General features: G+C 58.4%; 19 protein-coding genes and 1 tRNA gene. 12 read left to right on the top strand and 8 right to left on the bottom strand.

Features of this window, described 5'->3' with window-relative positions; translation table 11 throughout:
* Positions 1 to 15: 15 nt before the first annotated feature.
* The 3 genes from ACN0X0_RS07950 (at position 16) to ACN0X0_RS07940 (ending at position 3,776) form a co-directional block, all read left to right on the top strand.
* Positions 16 to 1,566 (top strand): hypothetical protein, encoded by a 1,551-nt coding sequence (locus ACN0X0_RS07950; RefSeq protein ID WP_417278703.1) that lies wholly within the window; start codon positions 16 to 18, stop codon positions 1,564 to 1,566.
* Between the two features lie 85 nt (positions 1,567 to 1,651).
* Positions 1,652 to 2,998 (top strand): TldD/PmbA family protein, encoded by a 1,347-nt coding sequence (locus ACN0X0_RS07945; RefSeq protein ID WP_417278702.1) that lies wholly within the window; start codon positions 1,652 to 1,654, stop codon positions 2,996 to 2,998.
* Positions 2,985 to 3,776: a 3'(2'),5'-bisphosphate nucleotidase CysQ gene (locus ACN0X0_RS07940; RefSeq protein WP_417262308.1), complete on the top strand. Its 792-nt coding sequence runs from the start codon at positions 2,985 to 2,987 to the stop codon at positions 3,774 to 3,776. Before ACN0X0_RS07945 ends, ACN0X0_RS07940 begins: the two co-directional genes overlap by 14 nt.
* A gap of 22 nt (positions 3,777 to 3,798) precedes the next feature.
* On the opposite strand, the gene ACN0X0_RS07935 is transcribed toward ACN0X0_RS07940, so the two are convergent.
* The gene (locus ACN0X0_RS07935) at positions 3,799 to 5,019 is read right to left on the bottom strand and encodes a glycosyl transferase (protein ID WP_321367176.1); all 1,221 of its coding nucleotides are present in this window, start codon (positions 5,017 to 5,019) and stop codon (positions 3,799 to 3,801) included.
* A 3-nt stretch (positions 5,020 to 5,022) separates the two neighbouring features.
* The gene (locus ACN0X0_RS07930; protein ID WP_417278701.1) at positions 5,023 to 5,832 is read right to left on the bottom strand and encodes an HAD-IIB family hydrolase; all 810 of its coding nucleotides are present in this window, start codon (positions 5,830 to 5,832) and stop codon (positions 5,023 to 5,025) included.
* Positions 5,833 to 5,991: 159 nt separating this feature from the next.
* Between ACN0X0_RS07930 and ACN0X0_RS07925 the strand changes: the two genes are divergently transcribed.
* The 3 genes from ACN0X0_RS07925 to lpxK are packed head-to-tail and all read left to right on the top strand — an operon-like array spanning position 5,992 to position 8,537.
* Positions 5,992 to 6,237, top strand: coding sequence for a DUF4170 domain-containing protein (locus ACN0X0_RS07925; protein ID WP_167601300.1), 246 nt, complete (start codon positions 5,992 to 5,994; stop codon positions 6,235 to 6,237).
* 12 nt (positions 6,238 to 6,249) lie between these two features.
* Positions 6,250 to 7,548, top strand: a complete 1,299-nt coding sequence (locus ACN0X0_RS07920; RefSeq protein ID WP_417278700.1) for a 3-deoxy-D-manno-octulosonic acid transferase — start codon at positions 6,250 to 6,252, stop codon at positions 7,546 to 7,548.
* Complete coding sequence (lpxK, locus tag ACN0X0_RS07915) at positions 7,545 to 8,537, top strand: tetraacyldisaccharide 4'-kinase (RefSeq protein ID WP_417278699.1); 993 nt, start codon at positions 7,545 to 7,547, stop codon at positions 8,535 to 8,537. The genes ACN0X0_RS07920 and lpxK overlap by 4 nt, the downstream gene beginning before the upstream one ends.
* Before the next feature lie 4 nt (positions 8,538 to 8,541).
* Here lpxK and ACN0X0_RS07910 read toward each other — a convergent pair whose 3' ends face one another.
* Entirely contained in the window at positions 8,542 to 9,195 is a 654-nt protein-coding gene (locus ACN0X0_RS07910) for a DsbA family protein (RefSeq protein ID WP_417278698.1), read from the bottom strand.
* A complete protein-coding gene (locus tag ACN0X0_RS07905) occupies positions 9,195 to 9,662 on the bottom strand; it encodes a DUF721 domain-containing protein (protein WP_417278697.1) in 468 nt (155 codons plus the stop codon). Before ACN0X0_RS07905 ends, ACN0X0_RS07910 begins: the two co-directional genes overlap by 1 nt.
* Positions 9,663 to 9,830: 168 nt before the next feature.
* Here ACN0X0_RS07905 and mutY point away from each other — a divergent pair, with 168 nt between their 5' ends.
* On the top strand, positions 9,831 to 10,880 hold the full coding sequence (gene mutY, locus ACN0X0_RS07900) for an A/G-specific adenine glycosylase (protein ID WP_417278696.1): 1,050 nt from the start codon (positions 9,831 to 9,833) through the stop codon (positions 10,878 to 10,880).
* A gap of 34 nt (positions 10,881 to 10,914) precedes the next feature.
* Complete coding sequence (locus ACN0X0_RS07895) at positions 10,915 to 12,054, top strand: alkane 1-monooxygenase (RefSeq protein ID WP_417278695.1); 1,140 nt, start codon at positions 10,915 to 10,917, stop codon at positions 12,052 to 12,054.
* A gap of 107 nt (positions 12,055 to 12,161) precedes the next feature.
* Here the strand turns inward: ACN0X0_RS07895 and ACN0X0_RS07890 are convergent, their stop codons facing one another.
* From ACN0X0_RS07890 to ACN0X0_RS07880, 3 genes are all read right to left on the bottom strand, one after another.
* Positions 12,162 to 13,262, bottom strand: coding sequence for a site-specific DNA-methyltransferase (locus ACN0X0_RS07890; RefSeq protein ID WP_226552020.1), 1,101 nt, complete (start codon positions 13,260 to 13,262; stop codon positions 12,162 to 12,164).
* A gap of 114 nt (positions 13,263 to 13,376) precedes the next feature.
* On the bottom strand, positions 13,377 to 14,015 hold the full coding sequence (locus tag ACN0X0_RS07885; protein ID WP_417278694.1) for a ribonuclease HII: 639 nt from the start codon (positions 14,013 to 14,015) through the stop codon (positions 13,377 to 13,379).
* A gap of 123 nt (positions 14,016 to 14,138) precedes the next feature.
* On the bottom strand, positions 14,139 to 14,615 hold the full coding sequence (locus ACN0X0_RS07880) for a hypothetical protein (protein ID WP_417262317.1): 477 nt from the start codon (positions 14,613 to 14,615) through the stop codon (positions 14,139 to 14,141).
* Positions 14,616 to 14,789: 174 nt separating this feature from the next.
* Between ACN0X0_RS07880 and ACN0X0_RS07875 the strand changes: the two genes are divergently transcribed.
* The 3 genes from ACN0X0_RS07875 (at position 14,790) to ACN0X0_RS07865 (ending at position 18,153) form a co-directional block, all read left to right on the top strand.
* Positions 14,790 to 15,077 carry a hypothetical protein gene (locus ACN0X0_RS07875; protein WP_226552014.1) on the top strand — a complete coding sequence of 96 codons (288 nt, stop codon included), beginning with the start codon at positions 14,790 to 14,792 and terminating at the stop codon, positions 15,075 to 15,077.
* Positions 15,049 to 15,747 (top strand): winged helix-turn-helix domain-containing protein, encoded by a 699-nt coding sequence (locus ACN0X0_RS07870; protein ID WP_417262318.1) that lies wholly within the window; start codon positions 15,049 to 15,051, stop codon positions 15,745 to 15,747. Before ACN0X0_RS07875 ends, ACN0X0_RS07870 begins: the two co-directional genes overlap by 29 nt.
* A gap of 117 nt (positions 15,748 to 15,864) precedes the next feature.
* The gene (locus ACN0X0_RS07865; RefSeq protein ID WP_417278693.1) at positions 15,865 to 18,153 is read left to right on the top strand and encodes a methyl-accepting chemotaxis protein; all 2,289 of its coding nucleotides are present in this window, start codon (positions 15,865 to 15,867) and stop codon (positions 18,151 to 18,153) included.
* A gap of 48 nt (positions 18,154 to 18,201) precedes the next feature.
* Here the strand turns inward: ACN0X0_RS07865 and ACN0X0_RS07860 are convergent.
* Positions 18,202 to 18,278: transfer RNA gene (locus ACN0X0_RS07860), tRNA-Arg, on the bottom strand.
* 263 nt (positions 18,279 to 18,541) lie between these two features.
* On the opposite strand from ACN0X0_RS07860, the gene ACN0X0_RS07855 reads away from it, so the two are divergent.
* The gene (locus tag ACN0X0_RS07855) at positions 18,542 to 19,600 is read left to right on the top strand and encodes a LacI family DNA-binding transcriptional regulator (protein ID WP_226552009.1); all 1,059 of its coding nucleotides are present in this window, start codon (positions 18,542 to 18,544) and stop codon (positions 19,598 to 19,600) included.
* Positions 19,601 to 19,657: the final 57 nt, after the last annotated feature.

Genomic DNA, 19,657 nt, shown 5'->3' with positions numbered 1-19,657 from the left:
TTAAAGGAGATTTTCATGCGTTCCCTGTTTACGACCACGGCGCTCACCGCCGTCTGCCTGATGGGCACCCCGGCGCTTGCCGACATCACGCCGGAGGAGGCTTGGGAGGCTTATCGTGGTCAGATGGCCCAGATGGGCATGGAGCCGACCGCCGAGGTGACGCGCGAAGGCGACACGCTGGTCGTGCGCAACATGGTCTACGGTCTGGAGATGGATCTGGGTGAAACCTCTGTCACCTCGACCACCACGGCCCCTGAGATTCGCTTTCAGGAACAGAGCGGGGGCACCGTTGCCCTGCGCTTTGTCGAGCCGCTTAATTCGATCGCGGTCACGCCGGTGGGACCGGGGTTCGAGGAGTCTGTGGACGCCGACACGATTGAAACCCGCTCAACCATGACGCTCGACGGGGTGACGATCATTTCCGGCACGCCCGAGGACATGGTGTTTACCTTCGATGACAATGCGCTCGAAATGAAAAACGAGCCGGTTAGTGTCGAGGATATGGTGATCCAGCCCGGTCTCACGGCCAAGATTGTCGGCATCAATGGCACCTATACGCTTGAGCAGGTCGAAAACGGTTGGACGTCCGACATGGACATCACCGCAAGCGCGCTGAGTTACGATTTCGATCCGATGGACACGGAGACCGGGGAAAAGGTCGATATGGGCTTTGCCGCCAATGACATGACAGTCACCGGGTCCTTCACGCTGCACGAAGGTGAGACTGACAATTTCATGCAAACCCTGCTCGGCAAGAGTGCGATGGACATCACCATGGCCTTTGCGGGCAGCACCTCTTCCATCGTGATCGAGAGCGACGCGCCGGGTGGCGGAATGAAAATCGACGCCGCAACCGGGGCCTCGACGCTGGACATGACGCTCGAAGACGGTGCAATTGGCTATGACGCCAAGGTCGCCGATCTCAATGTCATCGCCGCTGGCGCACAAATCCCCGGCGGTCAGGTGAACGTCTCGATGAAGAGCTACAACACCGCTCTGCTCTTCCCGCTGTCCGCCTCTGAAGAGCTCCAGCCCTTCGAGCTTCGTCTCGGGATGGAAGAATTGGTCCTGCCGGAGATCGCATGGATGATCGCAGACCCGACCGGCCAGCTGCCGCATGATCCGGCAAGCCTGCGCATTGCGCTGGATGGTACGCTGGAAAACGGCATGGACCTGTTCGACGTCGCCGCCATGACCGCTCTCGAAGAGAACGATGGAGAGATGCCGTTCAAAGTCGAAACGGTGAATATTCCAGAGATCTTCCTCGACCTCGCGGGCGCCACGATCAAGGGCGAAGGCACGGGGCACTTCCTCGATCAGGAAGCCGCAGTTCCCGGTGGCATGCCGCCGTTCGCGGGCAAGCTCTCGCTCAATATGGTGGGTGTGACCGATCTGATCACCAAACTGTCTTCCGCTGGCATTCTGCCGCCGGAACAGGCCATGTCGGCGCAGATGATGCTGGGCCTCTTTGCCCGTCCGGGTGAGACCGCAGGCGAGTTGGTGTCCGAGATCGAAATGACCGAAGACGGCCAGATCATCGCCAACGGGCAACCGCTGCCGTTCTAAACACGGGAAGACGCACCGCCTGCTTGCACTTCGCGGGCGGGCGGTGCATCTGACACGCACATCAGACGAAACAGGAGACCCCGCCATGACGCGCAACCTCAAAGACCTGACCGAGGCGCTTCTTGAGGCCGCTATGAGTGCCGGGGCCGAGGCCGCAGATGCGATGGCCATCGACGGCACCTCGCTGTCAATCAATGTCCGGCAAGGCGGGTTGGAACAGGCGGAGCGCTCCGAAGGTGTGGACATCGGGCTGCGGGTTCTGATCGGCAAACGCCAAGCCTGCGTGTCCGCCTCCGACACCCGTCCCGAAACACTGGCCACCATGGCCGAACGCGCGGTCACCATGGCCCGATTGGCGCCAGAGGACCCGACGGCGGGCCTTGCCGATGCGACACAAATCACCGGGAAGACCGATGCACGTTCCCTGGAACTCTTCGATCCCTCCGACGAGCCATCGCCCGAAATGCTCAAAGACGACGCCCTGCGCGCCGAGGCGGCAGCGGCCGGATACAAAGGCGTGTCGCAAGTCGACAGCGCCGCCGCCGCTTACGGCCGTCGCCAGATTTACCTCTCCGCGACCAATGGATTCAGCGGCGGCTATGCCCGCAGCGACCGGATGATTTCGACAGTCGCCATCGCGGGCGAAGGCACGGGGATGGAGCGCGATTATTGCGGCGAAAGCCGAATTTTCGGCGCGGACCTGCCCAGCCCGGAAGAGATCGGCCTTCTGGCCGCCGAACGCACCGTCGCCCGTCTCGGCGCGCGCAAGCCCAAGACCGGCGCCTATCCGATGCTCTTCGACGAGAGAATTTCTTCGTCGCTGATCGGGCATCTTCTGTCCGCGATCAACGGCTCCGCGATTGCGCGTGGTGCAAGCTGGCTGCGCGATGCGATGGGTGAGGATGTTCTGCCCAGCGGATTGTCCGTGATCGAAGACCCGCACCGCCCGCGTACCTCCGCCTCACGTCTGTTCGACGCCGAAGGGTTGGCAACTCAGAAACGTGCACTAGTGGAAAACGGACGGCTGACCTCCTGGGTTCTCGACCTCGCGACCGCCCGCAAACTGGAGCTTGAGAGCACCGCCAATGCCTCGCGCGGCGCCTCTTCGCCTCCGTCACCCACCTCCGGGAATGTGACCCTAACGCAGGGCAACCAGAGCCGCGAAGAGTTGATGCGCGAGATGGGCACCGGGCTTTTGATCACCTCGATGATCGGCTCGTCGATCAATCCGACCACCGGCGATTATTCCCGTGGGGCGAGCGGGTTCTGGATCGAGAACGGCGAAATTGCCTATCCGGTCAACGAATGCACCATCGCAGGGAACCTGCGCGATATGCTCAAAACCATCGTGCCCGCGAATGACGCCCGCGCGCATCTGAGCCGTGTCGTGCCCTCGCTTTTGGTCGAAGGGATGACACTTGCCGGCGACTGAAAGTGCCTTCGAAGATCTGGAGCTTCTCATCGAGGCCGCGCGCAACGCTGGCGAGATCGCCCGCCCCTATTGGCGCGCCGATCCGGAGGTCTGGGACAAGGGCGGCGGACAAGGTCCGGTGACGGAGGCCGATCTCGCCGTCGACCGCATGCTGCACGAATACCTCCTCTCCGAGCGACCTGAGTATGGCTGGCTCTCCGAGGAAACCGTCGATACCACCTCCGAGCGCCTCGGCAAAAAACGCGTGTTCATCGTCGATCCGATTGACGGCACCCGCAGCTTTATCCATGGCGACCACAATTGGGCGCATTCTTTGGCAATCGCCGAAGAGGGCGAGGTGATCGCGGCTGTGGTGTTTTTGCCGCTGCGCGAACGGCTATTTCATGCAGTCAAAGGACAGGGTGCCTATCTCAACGACGAGCCTCTGATCGTGACGGAACGCTGCGATCTCGATGGCGCGACCGTTCTGGCCCCGCGCCAGCATTTGGACGACGAACATTGGCAGGGCGGCGCGCCGAAATTCATTCACAAATACCGCCCCTCCCTCGCCTACCGGCTGACGCTTGTGGCGCAGGGGCGCTATGACGCGATGTTCAGCTTTCGCGACACTTGGGAATGGGACGTGGCGGCGGGCACGCTGATCCTGACCGAAGCCGGGGGACAGGTCACCGATCTTGCGGGACAAACACCGGTTTTCAACCAGCCGCGACCGCAATTGGGCGGCCTGGTGGCGGGATGCCCCAATCTGGCGGATGGCATCCTCGCACGGCTTAAATAGACCCTAATCCGGCTGAAAAAGCCTATTTATACTCTTCCATATCCTCTGCCACGGCGCGCGTCATCGAGGCAATGATGTCCGGGTCCGCCGAATGCACCCGCGACCAGTTGGGGATGAAAGGCGTCTCCATCGGATTGTCGAGGAACACGCTGCCCGCGAGGATGATGTTGTTCGCGAAAAGCTCGACCGCTTTCTCTTCGGAATGGCGGTCCACATGCAACCCGTTCATCCGCGCGTCGTTGAAATAGGTCTCGATAAGATCAAGCGCGCCGCGATAATAGGTGGCTTTGATCGAGCGGAAAATCTCTTCGGAGAAGACCGTCCCATCGGCGGCGAGCTTGCGGTAAAGCGCCTTGCAGATATCGACGGACATCCGCGACAAACCTGTGGCGGCGTCTTCTTCGCTCAGGTCCTGATGTTTGTGATCGTAGCGGTCGGAAATCTCGACCTGACAGACCGCACGCGGGCTAAGATTGCGCCAAGCCTCGGAGAGCAAACCGATCTCCAACCCCCAATCCGACGGGATCCGCATATCCGGCAGGATCGAGGTGCGCATGGCAAATTCACCGGCCAGCGGATAGCGGAAATCGGCCAGAAAATCGAGGTAATCGCGTGGCCCCAGCACCTTGGCCAACGCATGGATCATCGGCGTCACCAAAAGCCGCGTCACCCGGCCATTGAGTTTGCCGTCTGCGATGCGGGGGTAGAAACCTTTGGACATCTGATAGGGAAAGGTCGGGTTCGCAACCGGATAGACAAGACGCGCGAGCATTTCGGCGGAATAGGTCACCACATCGCAATCATGCACGGCGACCACAGCACTGTCGGCGCGGGCAATCGTATAGCCCATGCAAAACCAGACATTGCGCCCCTTGCCCGGCTCGGAAGGCGACAGGTCCAGCTCTTTGAGACGCGCATCCACCGCAGACAGGCGCGGACCATCGTTCCAAAGCACCACATGATCGGCCTTGAGCCGCGAGAAAAACTGAAGCGCGTAGCGATATTGCTCTTCGGTGGCGCGGTCGAGGCCGATGACGATGCGATGGATGAAATCAACCTTGTTCAGCTCATCGACGATGTTCGTAAGCGCATCGCCTTCCAGCTCGGAAAACAGCGACGGCAGGATCAGCGTGATTTTGCGCGTCGAAGAAAAGGCATTGAGTTCGCGGCTCAGGTCCTCTTCGCCATTGATGCGCAGATTGTGCAATGTGGCGACATGCCCGCCCTGATGAAAATCCGCCATGTCTTAGCCTTTCTCGGTATTTTGATATTCTTGTGCGATGCGTGAGAGCACCGCAATGTTCCAACCTTCGGGACCGGGCGCCTCAGTGCGCATGATCCGCCCCTCGGCCTCTCCAGGCAGGGTCGGGATACCCGGCCCATGTGAATTCCGCACGACAACGCCATGATCCGCCGCCGCAATCATTTCGACATCATTGGGCGCGTCGCCCAGAGCCATCGTGACAGGACGCGGGGTGTAATCCGCGATGATGTCGGCCATGCGATCCGCCTTGGTTGCGCCGAACGAGAGAGTCAGATAGCGCCCGCCCTGTCGGGCATGGATGCCCTTGTCCTTCAATGCGGCCTCAAAGCGAAACAGATTTTCGTTCGATCCACGCCAAAGACCGGGTTCCGAGAACTGCCTTTGCGCGGCCAGCTTGGCTTGTGCCAAAGGAAGCCCGGTGTTCTGCGCCACCTCTTCGACAGTCCAATCAGAAAAGCCGGTATAAGGCGCGCGCAGCTCTTTCGGCAAATCGGCCAAGGCCTTGAGGATGGCATCATGCGCTGTCCGGTCCGACAAAGCGCCAGTACCCGGCGCCAAAATGCCCGCCCCGTTTTCGACAATCGCGGGCGCATCATCGAAACCCATCTCGGAGCGCAGTTCCGCAATCTCAGCGGCGGTTTTCGAACTCGCCAAAATCAGAGGAAGGCCCAGACGTTTCATCTCCTGCAACGCCGGTTTCGCCGCGGCCCATGAATAGCTGTCATGGTCCAGCAACGTGCCGTCGAGATCGGAAAATACGATCAGGCGGGGGGCGGTCTTTTCGGTCTTCATAGCCTCATGATGACCCCGGCGCCTGATAAGGAAAACAGTTCATCGCGAAAAAGATCAAAAAACCGCAATATGCCGCCCAAGAATTAGGCGCATGCCGCAGTCCGCTTGACCCCCCCGGCGATTGGACTAGGGTGCGCCCATAACATTCGGAGAGTTTCCATGGCACAAAGACTGCACCTCGTCTTCGGCGGCGAATTGATCGACCCCTCCAAAACCGTGTTCCGCAATGTCGATGACATTCATATCGTTGGGATTTTCCCCGATTACGAAACGGCACACAACGCGTGGAAGGCAGAAGCGCAACGTACCGTGGACAATGCCCATATGCGCTATTTCATCGCCCACCTGCACCGGCTGCGCGACGAAGCGCAAAACGCCTCTCCCACCGAAGAGCTTGGGGCCTGAGGATAAGGCCAGATGGCCCGACCCTTACCCTATCTGCTCTATTCGGGCCTGAGCCGCAAAAGCGAGCGGCAGCATGCCGACCGGTTGGATCGCCTCGTGCAAAACGGGGCGCTTTCGCAGAGTGCCCGCGATCAACGGCTTGCGCAAAATCTCCCGGACCGCCCGAAAGGAGAGGTGCTCTGGCTCCACGCCGCGACCGGTTTTGCGCTGCGCCCGGCGATGGAACTCATGTGTCGGATCAGCGACGACCGGCCCGATATGTTCGGGTTGATCACGCTGTCCCCCGATGTGCAGCCCCCGGTTGGCGCCGCGCTCGACACTGGTTATTTCGCGGTTTTACCCGAAGACGACAGCACCATCGTGCGGCGTTTTCTGGACCATTGGTCGCCCGACAGCCTTGTTTGGATCGGTGGAAAATTCCGTCCAAATTTGCTGCGCGAAACCCATGAACGCCATATTCCCACCCTCGCCATCGAAGCCCCGCAAAGCCCGATCACGCTCGATCTGACCAGCCCCGTGCCGGGGCTTCGCAAACATGTTCTGGGCGGCTTCGATCACGTGATCACCGCCAGTTCCGAGGCCGCTTATCCGTGGCGCCGCGCCGGGCTTGGCCCGGAGCAGATCGAGATTTTGGGCTATCTCGAAGAGGGCGGCATCGCGCCCAGCGTCGATGACGATGAGCTGACACGTCGCATGGCGGAGATCGGCACGCGCCCCACATGGTTTGCCGCACGGCTGAATCGCGCGGAAATCAGCGAAGTGATCCGCGCCCACAAACGCGCCCTGCGCCGCGCGCACCGGCTGTTGTTGGTGCTGTCCCTGTCCGATCCCTCAACGCAAGACAGCGTCTTGGCCCAGATGGAAACCGCCGGTCTGGCCGCCACGCTCCTTGATCCCGATGGCGCAATTTCCGAAGCGGATCAGGTCGTCATCCTCCTGACGGACCCCCATCACGGCGAGGAAGGTCTGTGGCACCGGATCGCGCCTATCAGTTTTATGGGAAGCTCTCTCGGGCCCTTTGGGGGCATCGATCCCTATCCAGCTGCCGCCATGGGCTCCGCGATCCTGCATGGTCGCCACGTCTCGGATTTCACCACCGCCTATGCGCGTCTCACCGCCGGAAATGCCGTGCGCGTGGTGACGGACGGGTTTGAATTGGGCGAAGAGGTCGGGCGTTTGATGTCCCCCGATCAAGCCGCTTTGATGGCTGGCGCGGCGTGGGAAGTGGCCTCCACCGGCGCCGAGGTCACGGACCGTGTCGCCAATTTGGTGCAGGATTTCCTCGATCTTCGGGAAAGGATCGCGCCATGAAACAGCCTCTGTTCTGGTCTAATCCAGCGAAAAACCCCGGTTGGCAAGCCCGGCTCTTGTCGCCACTGTCCGCGCTCTACGCGAAGGCCACGGCCAAGCGCCTCAAAAAGCCCGGCTATCGCGCGTCCGTGCCAGTGATCTGTGTCGGCAACATCAACGCGGGTGGGACCGGCAAGACGCCCACGACCATCGCCTTGGTTCAACGGTTGATCGAACGCGGGCACAGCCCGCACGTCGTCTCGCGCGGCTATGGCGGCAAGCTCGAAGGCCCGGTGCGCGTCGATGAGCGCGCGCATAGCGCCGATGACACCGGCGACGAGCCACTTCTAATCGCCGCCTTCACCCCGGTTTGGGTCTCCAAGGACCGCGCCGCGGGCGTGCGCGCAGCCGAAAAGGCTGGCGCCGACGTCATCCTTCTTGATGACGGCATGCAGAATCCGTCCGTCGAAAAGGACCTCACGCTCGTTGTGGTCGATGCCCATCGTGGCTTTGGCAATGGTCGCGTGTTGCCCGGTGGGCCTTTGCGCGAACCTGTCTCTGTCGGCATGGCGCGTGGCGATGTTCTGATCTCGATAGGTGATGCCGCCGCTCAAGCGCGATTTACGTCGAATTGGGCCGGATTGGTGTCTATTCCACGAACCCAGGCCATGCTTCAACCGCTACCCACCGGCCTCGATTGGCAGGGGCTGCAGGTCATGGCTTTCGCAGGCATCGGTCATCCGGAAAAGTTCTTTCAAACCCTGCGCGATCTGGGGGCTGATCTTCTGCGGACTGAGGCGCTTAAGGATCACCAGCCTCTCTCCATTCCGCTGATGAAAAGGCTCGAAATCGAAGCTATGGCGCTGGGGGCACAGATGGTGACCACAGAAAAAGACGCGGTGCGTTTGCCCCGCGCCTTTCGTATGAAGGTGGTCACCCTGCCCGTGCGGCTTAATGTCTCCGACTGGTCAGAGATTGATGCACATTTGAGCCGTTTAGGGCTGGGTTAGAGCCTTATCCTTCGAGTTTCGCGTCCAAGATTGCCTTGAGATCCGCGTAGCTCATGTTCGAATGTTTCTCACCATCGATGACCAGCGTCGGCGTGGCGTTCACGTCGTATTCTTCGACTTCTTTGGTGAATTTCGCGTAGAGCTGTTCCGCCATTTCGCCGTCGTTCAGGCAGGCGTCGAGGTTCTCATCGGTCAGACCGGCACGCTTGCCGATTTTGCGCAGGTTCTCGACAATCTCCATCGTGTCCTTGCCCCCGGCAAGCCACTCGGCCTGCTCTTCGTAGAGCATTTTCTGAACGCCGAAATAGCGCATTTCACCGCCACAACGCGCGACCATCGAGGCCCAAAGCCCGAATTTGTCAAAGTAGACTTCGCGGTAGACGAATTTCACTTTGCCGGTGTCGATATAGTCTTTCTTCAAGGGCTCGAACACAGCGCTATGGAAGTTCGCACAATGCGGACAGGTGTAGGACGCGTATTCGATCAATTCGATCGGAGCCTCCGCATCGCCAAGAACCAGATCAGAGATTCCAGTGCTATCGGCCTCCTGAGCCGCGGCCGGGGACACGATGAAATTCGTGACGGCAGAGGGGTTCAGCAAAAGCGCGCCACCGAGTGTAGCCATGGCGGTGGTGATCATGAAGGTGCGGCGGTTCATCAGTTTTCCTTTGTTGTCGTGCTGTGCCGGGTCAGGAATGTCCCGGCGAATTTCTCAAGTGCCTGACGCAGGGCTTCATCATGCACCCCATCAGCGAGGGATTTGGCCTGCGCCTGGGTTTCCGGCGTCATTTGCGGTTTGGTTTTGGGTTTCTTCGTCTCAAAAACAGCGCGGCCTTCGGAGAATCCCATCGGCGCGGTTTGTGTGATGTGAATGTGGCTGATCGCGTTGTGGCCATAGACGGCATTCACGCGATCGCGAATCTTTGGAATCTCAGCCTGAAGCATCGGCGCATAGGCCCCGGTGGTCAAAAGCGTGAGGGTGGCGCCGAAACCGCCCTTGGCATAGGACACTTTGACGGGACGCGACATGGCCGCGATCTCCGGCCCGACGCTTTCTTCCCAATGGGTGAGCAGTTTGGATTGCGAAAACCCACGGGTTTCGGACGCCTCCTGGATACGGCGCATCAAAAGACTGGCGGTTCTTTCGAACCCCTTCTTGCGTCTTTTCACATATGGTTGCGCCTCGGTCATGATTTCCCGTCTGGTTTCTCTGCTTGTGACCCCTATTCTATTGCCATAGGCGCTACACGCCAGAAGAAAGCAGATGACAGGACCTAAAGATTGCGTGACGGAATGAAACACAGCGACATCGCGACGCAGCTTTTGGACTGGTACGACGCCCATGCGCGCGTTTTGCCGTGGCGCATCTCGCCCGCGGATCGCGCGCATGGCGTCATCCCCGATCCCTACCGGGTCTGGATGTCGGAAATCATGTTGCAGCAAACGACAGTGGCCGCCGTGAAATCCTATTTCGAACGGTTCACCTCGCTTTGGCCCAGCGTCATTGATCTCGCGAATGCGGAAGATGAGGCGGTCATGGGTGAATGGGCCGGCCTTGGCTATTACGCCCGAGCACGGAACCTTTTGAAATGTGCCCGCGTGATCCGGGATGACTATCAGGGCGCATTTCCCCGAACGCGTGTCGCATTGCAGTCCCTTCCCGGTGTTGGCCCCTATACCTCTGCGGCCATTGCCTCCATCGCCTTTGATCAGTCCGAAACGGTCGTGGACGGCAATGTCGAACGGGTCGTTTCGCGCCTGTTTCGGGTCGAAACACTGCTTCCTGCCGCCAAGCCCAAGCTGACCGAATTGGCCGACAGTTTGACGCCCGAAGAGCGTCCCGGCGACTATGCGCAGGCAATGATGGACTTGGGGGCGACGATCTGCACCCCGAAATCGCCGACCTGCGCGATTTGCCCTCTGATAGAGAATTGCGAAGCGCGAGAGGCCGGAGATGCGGCTCGGTTCCCGCTAAAAATCCCCAAAAAGCCGAAACCCACCCGGCATGGGCACGCCTATGTCGGGCGCACATCGCGCGGCGAATGGGTGTTGGAGAAACGGCCAGAGAAGGGTCTTCTGGGCGGCATGCTGGGCTGGCCCGGCACCGAATGGCAGGAAGAGCACCCCAAAGAAGCGCCATTTGAGGGCGATTGGATCGAGCTTGGCGAGGTGCGCCACACCTTCACCCATTTCCATTTGATCCTCACCGTACATGCCGCAAAAGATGTGACAAATCCGCCCGAAGAGCTCGCTTTGAGGGGGCCAAACGCCTTTCGCGCCTCCGATCTTCCGACCGTGATGCGAAAGGCGTTTGACCTCGCCCACCGGAGCCTAGAAGATTAGCGCAAGACGCGCTGGTCTTTGGGAGTTTGATCCAATGAATATGGCCCAAATCAGTTTCCGAAATGCGATCCCCTTTTGGCTGTCGCTCACCCTCGTGCCCTTGATCTGGCTCGGTGCGATTGTCGGCGGCTGGACGGTCATCATCGTCCCGCTTTACGCATGGTATATGTTCGGATTTCTCGACGGCATTTTAGGTCTCAACACCGACAATCCAGACCCGAACACAGCCGAAAGCGAGCTTTTCTGGTATCGCGCCATCACGATCATCTGGTTCCCGGTGCAATTCGTGAACATCTTTGGGCTGATCTGGTTTGTGACCCACACGGATCACCTCTCCGTGCTGGAAACTCTCGTGGTGTTCTTTGGTCTTGGCGTCTCGTCCGGCACGACTGGCATGGTTTATGCCCATGAGCTTTGCCATCAGCGCAACACGATGGAGCGCTGGCTGGGCGATCTGTTGTTGGCCTCTGTCCTTTATTCTCATTTCCGCACCGAGCATTTGCTGGTCCATCACAAACATGTCGGCACGCGGCGCGATGCGGTGACGGCGCTTTATAATGAGGGATTTCACCACTATTTTCTCCGCGTACTGCGCGAATGTCCGCGCTCGGCCTGGGAGGCGGAAAAAGCATTGCTGGCACGCAGAGGCTTGTCGGCCTGGCATCCGCGCAATCCGCATTTCCGCTATTGGACGTTGCAGATCATGATGCTGATCCTCGCCACGCTGATTGGCGGTGTGCCGGGGCTGCTGCTCTTTGTCTGGCAGGCGATTGTGGCGATTTGGCAATTGGAACTCACCAATTACGTCGAACACTACGGCCTCACCCGGCGGCATCTGGGCGAGGGCAAATACGAACACGTGAAACCGCATCATAGTTGGAACGCCGCGCATATGGCGACGAATTGGCTGCTGATCAATTTGCAACGCCATTCGGACCACCATTACAAACCCGACCGGCGGTTTCCGCTTTTGCAGAATTACGACGAAACCGAAGCGCCACAGCTTCCCTATGGTTATACGGTCATGGGCGTGGCTGCGATGGTGCCCCCTGTCTGGCGCCGGATGATGAACCCAAAGGTCAAAGCCTGGCGCAAGCGCTACTATCCCGATCTGGCGACATTTGCCGATTGGGAGCCTTATAAAAACGGCACCAATCCCCTGCCTCGGCTTTAAAAAAAGCCCCGCTGATAAGACAGCGGGGCAGAAGGTGGTGCCGCGAAGTCAGGCCGCAGGCACCAGGCGGTAACTTTGAATTTCCAATCTAAATTATAGGGGAGAACTTACTGCATCTCCGCGCGAATTTGCTGGCGCAGCACGTCGATCGGAACGTGTTTGCCGTCGCGTTTGAAGGTCCAATAGGTCCAGCCGTTGCACGACGGCGCACCTTCGAGGTGAGCGCCAACCTGGTGGATCGAGCCCTTCACATCATTGGCGACCAGTGTCCCATCGGCACGCACTTTGGCAGTACGACGACCGTTCATGGAGACAAGCTCTTCGCCCGGACGCAGCATGCCACGCTCCACGAGCTGACCAAAGGGCACCCGCGGCTCGGCGCGTTTCGAGGTGGAAACGCGCAGCGCGTCCTTGTCGAATTTGCGCACGGAGGCGATGCGTTTTGCGGCCACTTCACGGTATTTCTCTTCGCGCTCGATGCCGATGAATTCACGGCCGAGCATCTTGGCGACCGCGCCGGTGGTGCCCGTGCCGAAGAACGGATCGAGGATCACGTCGCCCGGATTGGTGGTGCCGACGATGACACGGTGCAACAGGCTCTCGGGCTTTTGCGTCGGATGGGCCTTGTCGCCGTTGTCGTCTTTCAGGCGCTCGCCACCGTTACAAATCGGCAGAACCCAATCGGAGCGCATCTGGATGCCCTCGTTCAGAGATTTCAGCGCTTCGTAGTTAAACGTGTATTTCGCGGCCTCTGCCTTCGACGCCCAGATCAGCGTCTCATGGGCATTGGTCAGACGCTTGCCCCGGAAGTTCGGCATCGGATTGGATTTGCGCCACACGACGTCGTTCAAAATCCAGTAGCCCTGATTCTGAAGCTCAGCGCCGAGGCGGAAGACGTTGTGATAGGAGCCGATCACCCAGATCGCACCATTCGGTTTGAGGATGCGACGCGCAGCCTTAAGCCACTCACGGGTGAAATCGTCATAAACCTTGAAGCTGTCGAACTGGTCCCAGGCGTCATCGACCGCATCCACTTTGGAATTGTCCGGACGGTGCAGATCACCCCGAAGTTGCAGGTTATAGGGCGGATCGGCGAAAATCAGGTCGACGCTTTCCTCGGGAAGAGCGTTCATCACCTCGATGCAATCACCGGACAATATCTCATTGAGAGGGAGCGCATTGGCCCCCTTGCGGATGGTATTCTTCATGTTCTGCCTCATATCGCGCCCCTTAAGGGACGTCGTTTTAACGCGCCATTTTTGACGTCATTTATGGGCCTAAAGATGAGTCATCCGGGATTCGCAGTCAATTTCTTTTTCGAATCAGTCACTTATGTTTTTACCTTGATACAAGATATTGTGTACAGGTTTGAACGAACGTCTATGGAGCGGGGTCACACCAAAATCTCGCAAGCCTTCGAGATGCACCTTGGTCCCATAACCTGCGTTTTTCTCCCAGCCATAGCCGGGGTACTGTTGCGCCAAATCCACCATAAGGCGATCGCGCCATATTTTTGCCACAATTGAGGCCGCCGAAATCGACAAAGAGCGCGCGTCACCTTTGACGATGGCCTCGGCATCAAGCCCGAACGCCGGCGGCACCTTGTTGCCATCGACCAGCACATAGTCCGCCTTGACCTTGAGCCCGGCCACCGCCCGCTCCATCGCCCGCAAGGACGCCTGAAGGATATTGATCTCGTCGATCTCCTCGACGGAACACGACGCGATGGAGACATCGGCCTTCGTGAAAATCTCGCTATAGAGCGCTTCGCGTCGCTTCGCGGTCAGCGCTTTGGAATCGTTGAGGCCTTCGGGGATGTGATCCGGGTCGAGCCAAACGGCGGCGGCCACCACGGGACCGGCCAAGGGGCCACGCCCCACCTCATCCACGCCAACGATACGGGTGTAGCCACGCCGTAAAGCGGCCTCTTCGAAACTATAATCTGGGATCGGTTTTGTCATACCCCTGTGAAGCCGAAGCCAGAGAGAGGCGCAAGAAAAAAGCGGGTGGGACGCATGAACCCACCCGCAAGTTGACGCGACACATGGGGACATGAAACCGCGTATCTGCTCGATTTTTATAACTCAACGTCGGCTGTAACCGTGGTCGCGATCACGATCACGGTCGATGCGGTAGCCGAAATTGTTCAGGCAACCGACGTCATAGGCATCCTGTTTGCCCTGACGGGTTTGCACGCGGGTCTCACAGGCGCGGGGCAAATGCACACGGGCCTTTTTAGGGGTTTGGCGCTCGATACAGTTTTCCAAAGCCACCAGACGGTGTTTGTTGCCATAGCCCGCACTCACGACACATTGGTTCGGAATGCGATAGTCATGCCCCCAGTCCCGTCCGGGGGTGCGGTCCTTGTCGGGACGTGGCTGGGTGACTTTGACTTTATTGTCGTTCCTGTCATCCAGCGCCTTGCCGATGACAAAGAGGGTCAAAAGCCCGCCCAGCGCCAAAGCGGCGTCATTGTCTCCGGCGCGTGCCGGTGCGGCGGAAATGCCAGCGGTGGCAATGGAAAGCGCAAGCAGCCCTGCGGTGAATTTGGTCAGTCTCATCGGTCGTCCTTTCAAAGCCTGCGGCCCGCCTTTTCGAGGGCTGAGCACGTTGATGGGACGGTGATGGCCGGTTTTGGGAAAATCGCTCAATAACAGTGGACTGTCATTGGATAACAGGTGGCAAAATCGGCTTTGCTATTGAATAACATCCGCGAAACTCACAGGATCGCGAGCATGAAAAAGCACCTTCTCCCCCTCATTGTTGCGCTTGCCACCCTGCCCGGTCTGGCCAGCGCCTCCTGTTACGCCAGCTACAAAGCCAAGCGTGACAATCCGCTCAAGCTGCACTTCGGCGTGGCCGAGGTGGGCGACCAGCACTGCTCGAAAAAAGCGGCGGCTCAGGCGATTGGCCCGCGGCTTGAGAAAGAGGGCTGGCATCTTCTCTCCATCGTCGCGATGATCCCCGAAGAGAAACTGGGCGAGGTCAAAGCCGATGCTGGCGACTATTTCCTCCGATACTGACAGCCGCAAAGTATCGCGTGTGGCGATCTATGGCATCGTGGCGATTGTCGCGATTCTGTTGATCGCCGCCGTATTGCTGTTCGTGAACCTGCCAGACGCCAACGCGTTTAACGCGCGAGTCGAGCGGATTTTCGTTGAGAACGACCTGACCACTCAGGCGGAAATCAAATTGCTCGAAATCCTCGCGCAATCAGGCACCTCCTTTTCCGGCGTGCTCAATTCCTACCGCATGGTGATCTTTGTGCTCTTGGTGTTTTCCACCGCGCTCTTGATCGCAGCCCTCGTGTTCCTCGTTGTGATCATTGCGCTGAACAAGCGGATGAGCGAAATAGAGAAGCGCGGGATCGAGGTCTCTTCGCTCCTGATCTCTCGCGCGGAGAACACCGTCTATCTGAACAATATGGAATTCAAACTGACCCCTGCCGCGATTGAAACCCTCTCTGTTCTGGCCGAAGCGCGTCTCGACGATGACGTCCTGTCCGGCGCCGAAATCGAAGCGGTGATTTCTGGCCGCAATTCAGTGGATTGTGACGAGGCCGCTGGCGCCACCCGGATCAAACGCCTGCGCGATACGCTTGGGAATCAGATGGTGAGCGAGTTGCTGGTCAAAAACATTGCCCGCAAAGGGTACATGCTGTCCTGTCCGCGCGATGTCATTAAAATGGTCTGAAAATACCCCCTGTTCTTCAGCCTCATGACCCTTTGGCCTTATAAATCTTAGGCCATCTTCGCAGTCCATTAAGAGATACGTGCAATAACTCCCACGAATTTCGTGTTGGAGTGCGCTATGAAGATCTCGTTAAAGACCGTCTCCGGTCAACTCATCCTTGCAGCGGGAGTCATCATCTCGGTCATCGTTATCGGCATCACCGCCTTCAATGGCTTACGTACGTCTGAAAAGGTGAACGATCGCATTCTACAAACGGCCACCGAACGGGCGGAATGGGCGGGGGATCAGGTCGGCCTTTTGGTGACCCAAGCCACCTCGACGGGTCTGGCGCTCAGCGGGATGATCGAAGGCTATGTCGGCACGGATCAGCCGCAAGGCGCCGAGATCATTTCGATGCTGGAAGATGTTCCGATGCAATTCGAGAATCTCTACTCCTCCTGGATGTCAGCGGTACCCGGCGGCAGCGCATCGACCTTGATTGGCGGCCCGGACGGTTTGAATGAAGCAGGTGTTTTCACGCCTTACTGGACCAAAAACGACTCGGGCGGTCTCGACTTTCAGACCTTCACAGTTGACCCATCGCAGGAATGGTTTGCCGAACCTGTTCGCACCGGGAAAAGCCTGATCACAGAGCCCTATCAAACGGATGACGGTCATTTGATGACATCGGTTTCGGTGCCTGTGCGGCACAACGGTGAAATCATTGGCGTTACAGGTGTCGATATCACGCTGGCACATCTGACGGAGCTTCTGTCGAACATGAAGGTGTTCGGAGACAGCCAAATGGCTTTGCTGGACAGCAATGGCAAATGGCTCGCACATCAGAATTCCGAACGCCTGATGCAGGTCTACGATGGCGTCGGTCTCGAAGAGGTCAAAGCCGCGCTCGGTGACGGTCAACCCCGCATCATTCGCGGACTGCCCGATGGCGTCATCCGGGTCGTTTATCCTTTCACAGCCAATGGCATGAACCGGACCTGGGCCACAATCCTCGATGTCCCGCGCGATGTGTTCGCCGCTCCGGTGCGCCAGGAAGTTTTGATAAATGTCATCACCGGCTTGCTCATTTTGATGCTGACAATTGGCACGATCCTTCTCTCCTCTCATCGCAAAGTCCGCCTGCCCTTGGCCACGATGCTCAAGGATGTAAATGCGCTGGCCGACGGCAATTATGAGCAAGACGTCTCAGGTACGACGCGTCGTGACGAAATCGGCGCCATGGCGCATTCTCTCGAAAGCCTTCGGAAAACACTCTACGCCAATCGCGATTTGGAAAAAGAACAGCAACGTCTGAGAGAAGATGCCGAAAAAGCACGCGCAGACCATGCTGCAAATGAAGAACGTCAACGCGAAGAAGCGGCGGAACGCGAACGCCAGGAGCGTTTGCGCGAACAACAAGAGCGGGACGCGAAAGAGGCCAGCCTTCGCCAAGAAGAGATCGAACGTGCTACGCGCGCAGCAGAGCTCTCCCGCGTCATTGATTTTCTCGCGACGGCCCTTCGGGGGCTGGCCGAGGGCAATATGGATGTGAAAATCGCCGAAAAATTCGACGACCAATACGATCCCCTGCGGATCAACTTCAACCAAACCGTTGATCGCCTGTCTGAACTCGTCTTCTCGATTGGCACTGCCACCGGAGAAATCAATGAGGGCGCCCAGCAGATCACCAGTGCAATCTCGGATTTGTCGCGCCAGACCGAAGGCAACGCCGCCACACTGGAAGAAACCGCAACCGCACTCAATGAATTGACTGCCTCTGTCCAATCTGCGGCCCAGAATGCGCATAAGGCCAATACGCTGGTCAGCGAAACCTCGGAACAAGCGCAAAGCACTTCGAAAGTGGTTGAAGACACGGTCATGGCCATGGAAGAGATCAAAACGTCCTCGACACAAATCTCGAAAATCATCTCGGTGATTGATGACATCGCCTTCCAAACCAATCTTCTCGCGCTCAACGCTGGCGTCGAAGCTGCGCGTGCGGGAGAAGCTGGTCGTGGTTTTGCGGTCGTCGCTTCCGAAGTCCGCGAGTTGGCTCAACGCTCTTCTGGAGCGGCGCGCGAGATCAATGATCTCATTGTCAAATCCGGAAATCAGGTTATCAATGGTGTGGAAAAGGTCAATACAACAGGCGAATCTCTGCAATTGATTTTCCAATCGATCGCGTCAATTTCGACCCTCATCCGCGACATCGCCGCATCCTCGAAAGAACAGGCCTCCGGCATTTCTGAAATTAACGAAGCCGTCAACCAGATCGACCGCGCACAACAACGCAATGCCGCCACATCTGAAGAAACCACCTCCGCCTGCACGATCCTGAGCATGCAGGCAGATACGCTTGCAGATCTCGTCGCAAAATTTCAGACCAGCCAACAATCCTCTCCGGGTACGCTCTCAAAAGCCAGCTGATGTCTAAGTCCGAACGGCCAAGAGGTCATGTCGTCTACTCAGTGAATATGGTGACCCCGGCAGGATTCGAACCTGCAACCTGCCCCTTAGGAGGGGGCTGCTCTATCCAGTTGAGCCACGGGGCCACATTGGTCTCATAGCCTCGTGGGCTATCACGGCACAAGGGGTGAGGCGCGCCTTGCCGCTGAGAAATCGCACCTGCGGCTGATTGGCGCTGGCTTTGCTTACCCAACCAAATGCGCACAGATGTCCCAAACGGGGCATCAAATGACTGATCGCAGGAACGGCAAGAAATGTTAGCGTTAACAATTTTCATCCACGCCAGATGGACAAGGCAATTTTATGGTGTAGACTGACAGGAATTACAAACAGTTCAGAGGGTCAGGCCATGTCACAGGGTTCAGGAAACGCACCGTCGAAACGGCCACTCACGCTTCGAGACGTCTCTGAGGCCTCCGGCGTCTCTGAAATGACCGTCAGCCGCGTGCTCCGCAACCGAGGTGATGTGTCTGAGGCGACGCGGACGAAAGTTTTGGAAGCCGCCCGCGAGTTGGGCTATGTGCCGAACAAGATCGCAGGTGCGCTAGCCTCGTCGCGCGTGAACCTTGTCGCCGTGATCATCCCCTCGATGTCCAACATGGTGTTCCCCGAGGTCATGACCGGCATCAACGAAGTGCTCGAAGACACCGAGCTACAACCCGTCGTCGGCATCACCAATTACAAACCCGAACGCGAAGAAGCAGTGCTCTATCAGATGCTATCCTGGCGTCCCTCCGGTGTGATTATTGCAGGGCTGGAACACACCGAAGCTGCCAAGGCGATGATGGCCGCCGCTGGCATTCCGATCGTGGAAATCATGGACACCGATGGCGAGGCGATCGATGCCGCCGTTGGTATTTCACATCGTCGTGCCGGTCGCAAAATGGCGCAGGCCATCGTCGACGCGGGCTACAAACGGATCGGGTTTCTGGGCACCAAAATGCCGCTCGACCACCGCGCCCGCAAACGCTTTGAGGGTTTCACAGAAGTGCTCGCGAAATCCGGTCTCGAGATTGCCGACAGTGAATTCTACTCCGGCGGCTCCGCGCTTAAAAAAGGCCGCGAGATGACCGAGACCATTCTCAAACGCAACGAAGAAGACCCGCTCGATTTCCTGTATTATTCCAATGATATGATCGGCGCTGGTGGGTTGATGTATTGCCTCGACAACGGCATCGACGTGCCGGGCGACATCGGCCTTGCCGGGTTCAACGGCATCGAATTCCTTGATGGACTGCCGCGCAAACTGGCGACGATGGATGCCTGCCGCGCCGAGATCGGACGCGCTGCGGCGCAGATCATCGCCAACCGGGTCGAAGATGAAAACGCAGCAGGGGGTGAGATCGTCACGCTCGAACCCTCGCTTGAATTTGGCGACACGCTCAAACGCAAGAAAAAGCTGATCTAAGCGCCAGATCACCGGATCGGCCTCGATTCAAGCAAGATTATTCATCCACGCACATGC

Origin of the sequence: Celeribacter sp., assembly GCF_048270365.1 — a bacterium.
Classification (GTDB): domain Bacteria; phylum Pseudomonadota; class Alphaproteobacteria; order Rhodobacterales; family Rhodobacteraceae; genus Celeribacter.
This window is presented reverse-complemented; position numbering and strand designations above follow the sequence as displayed.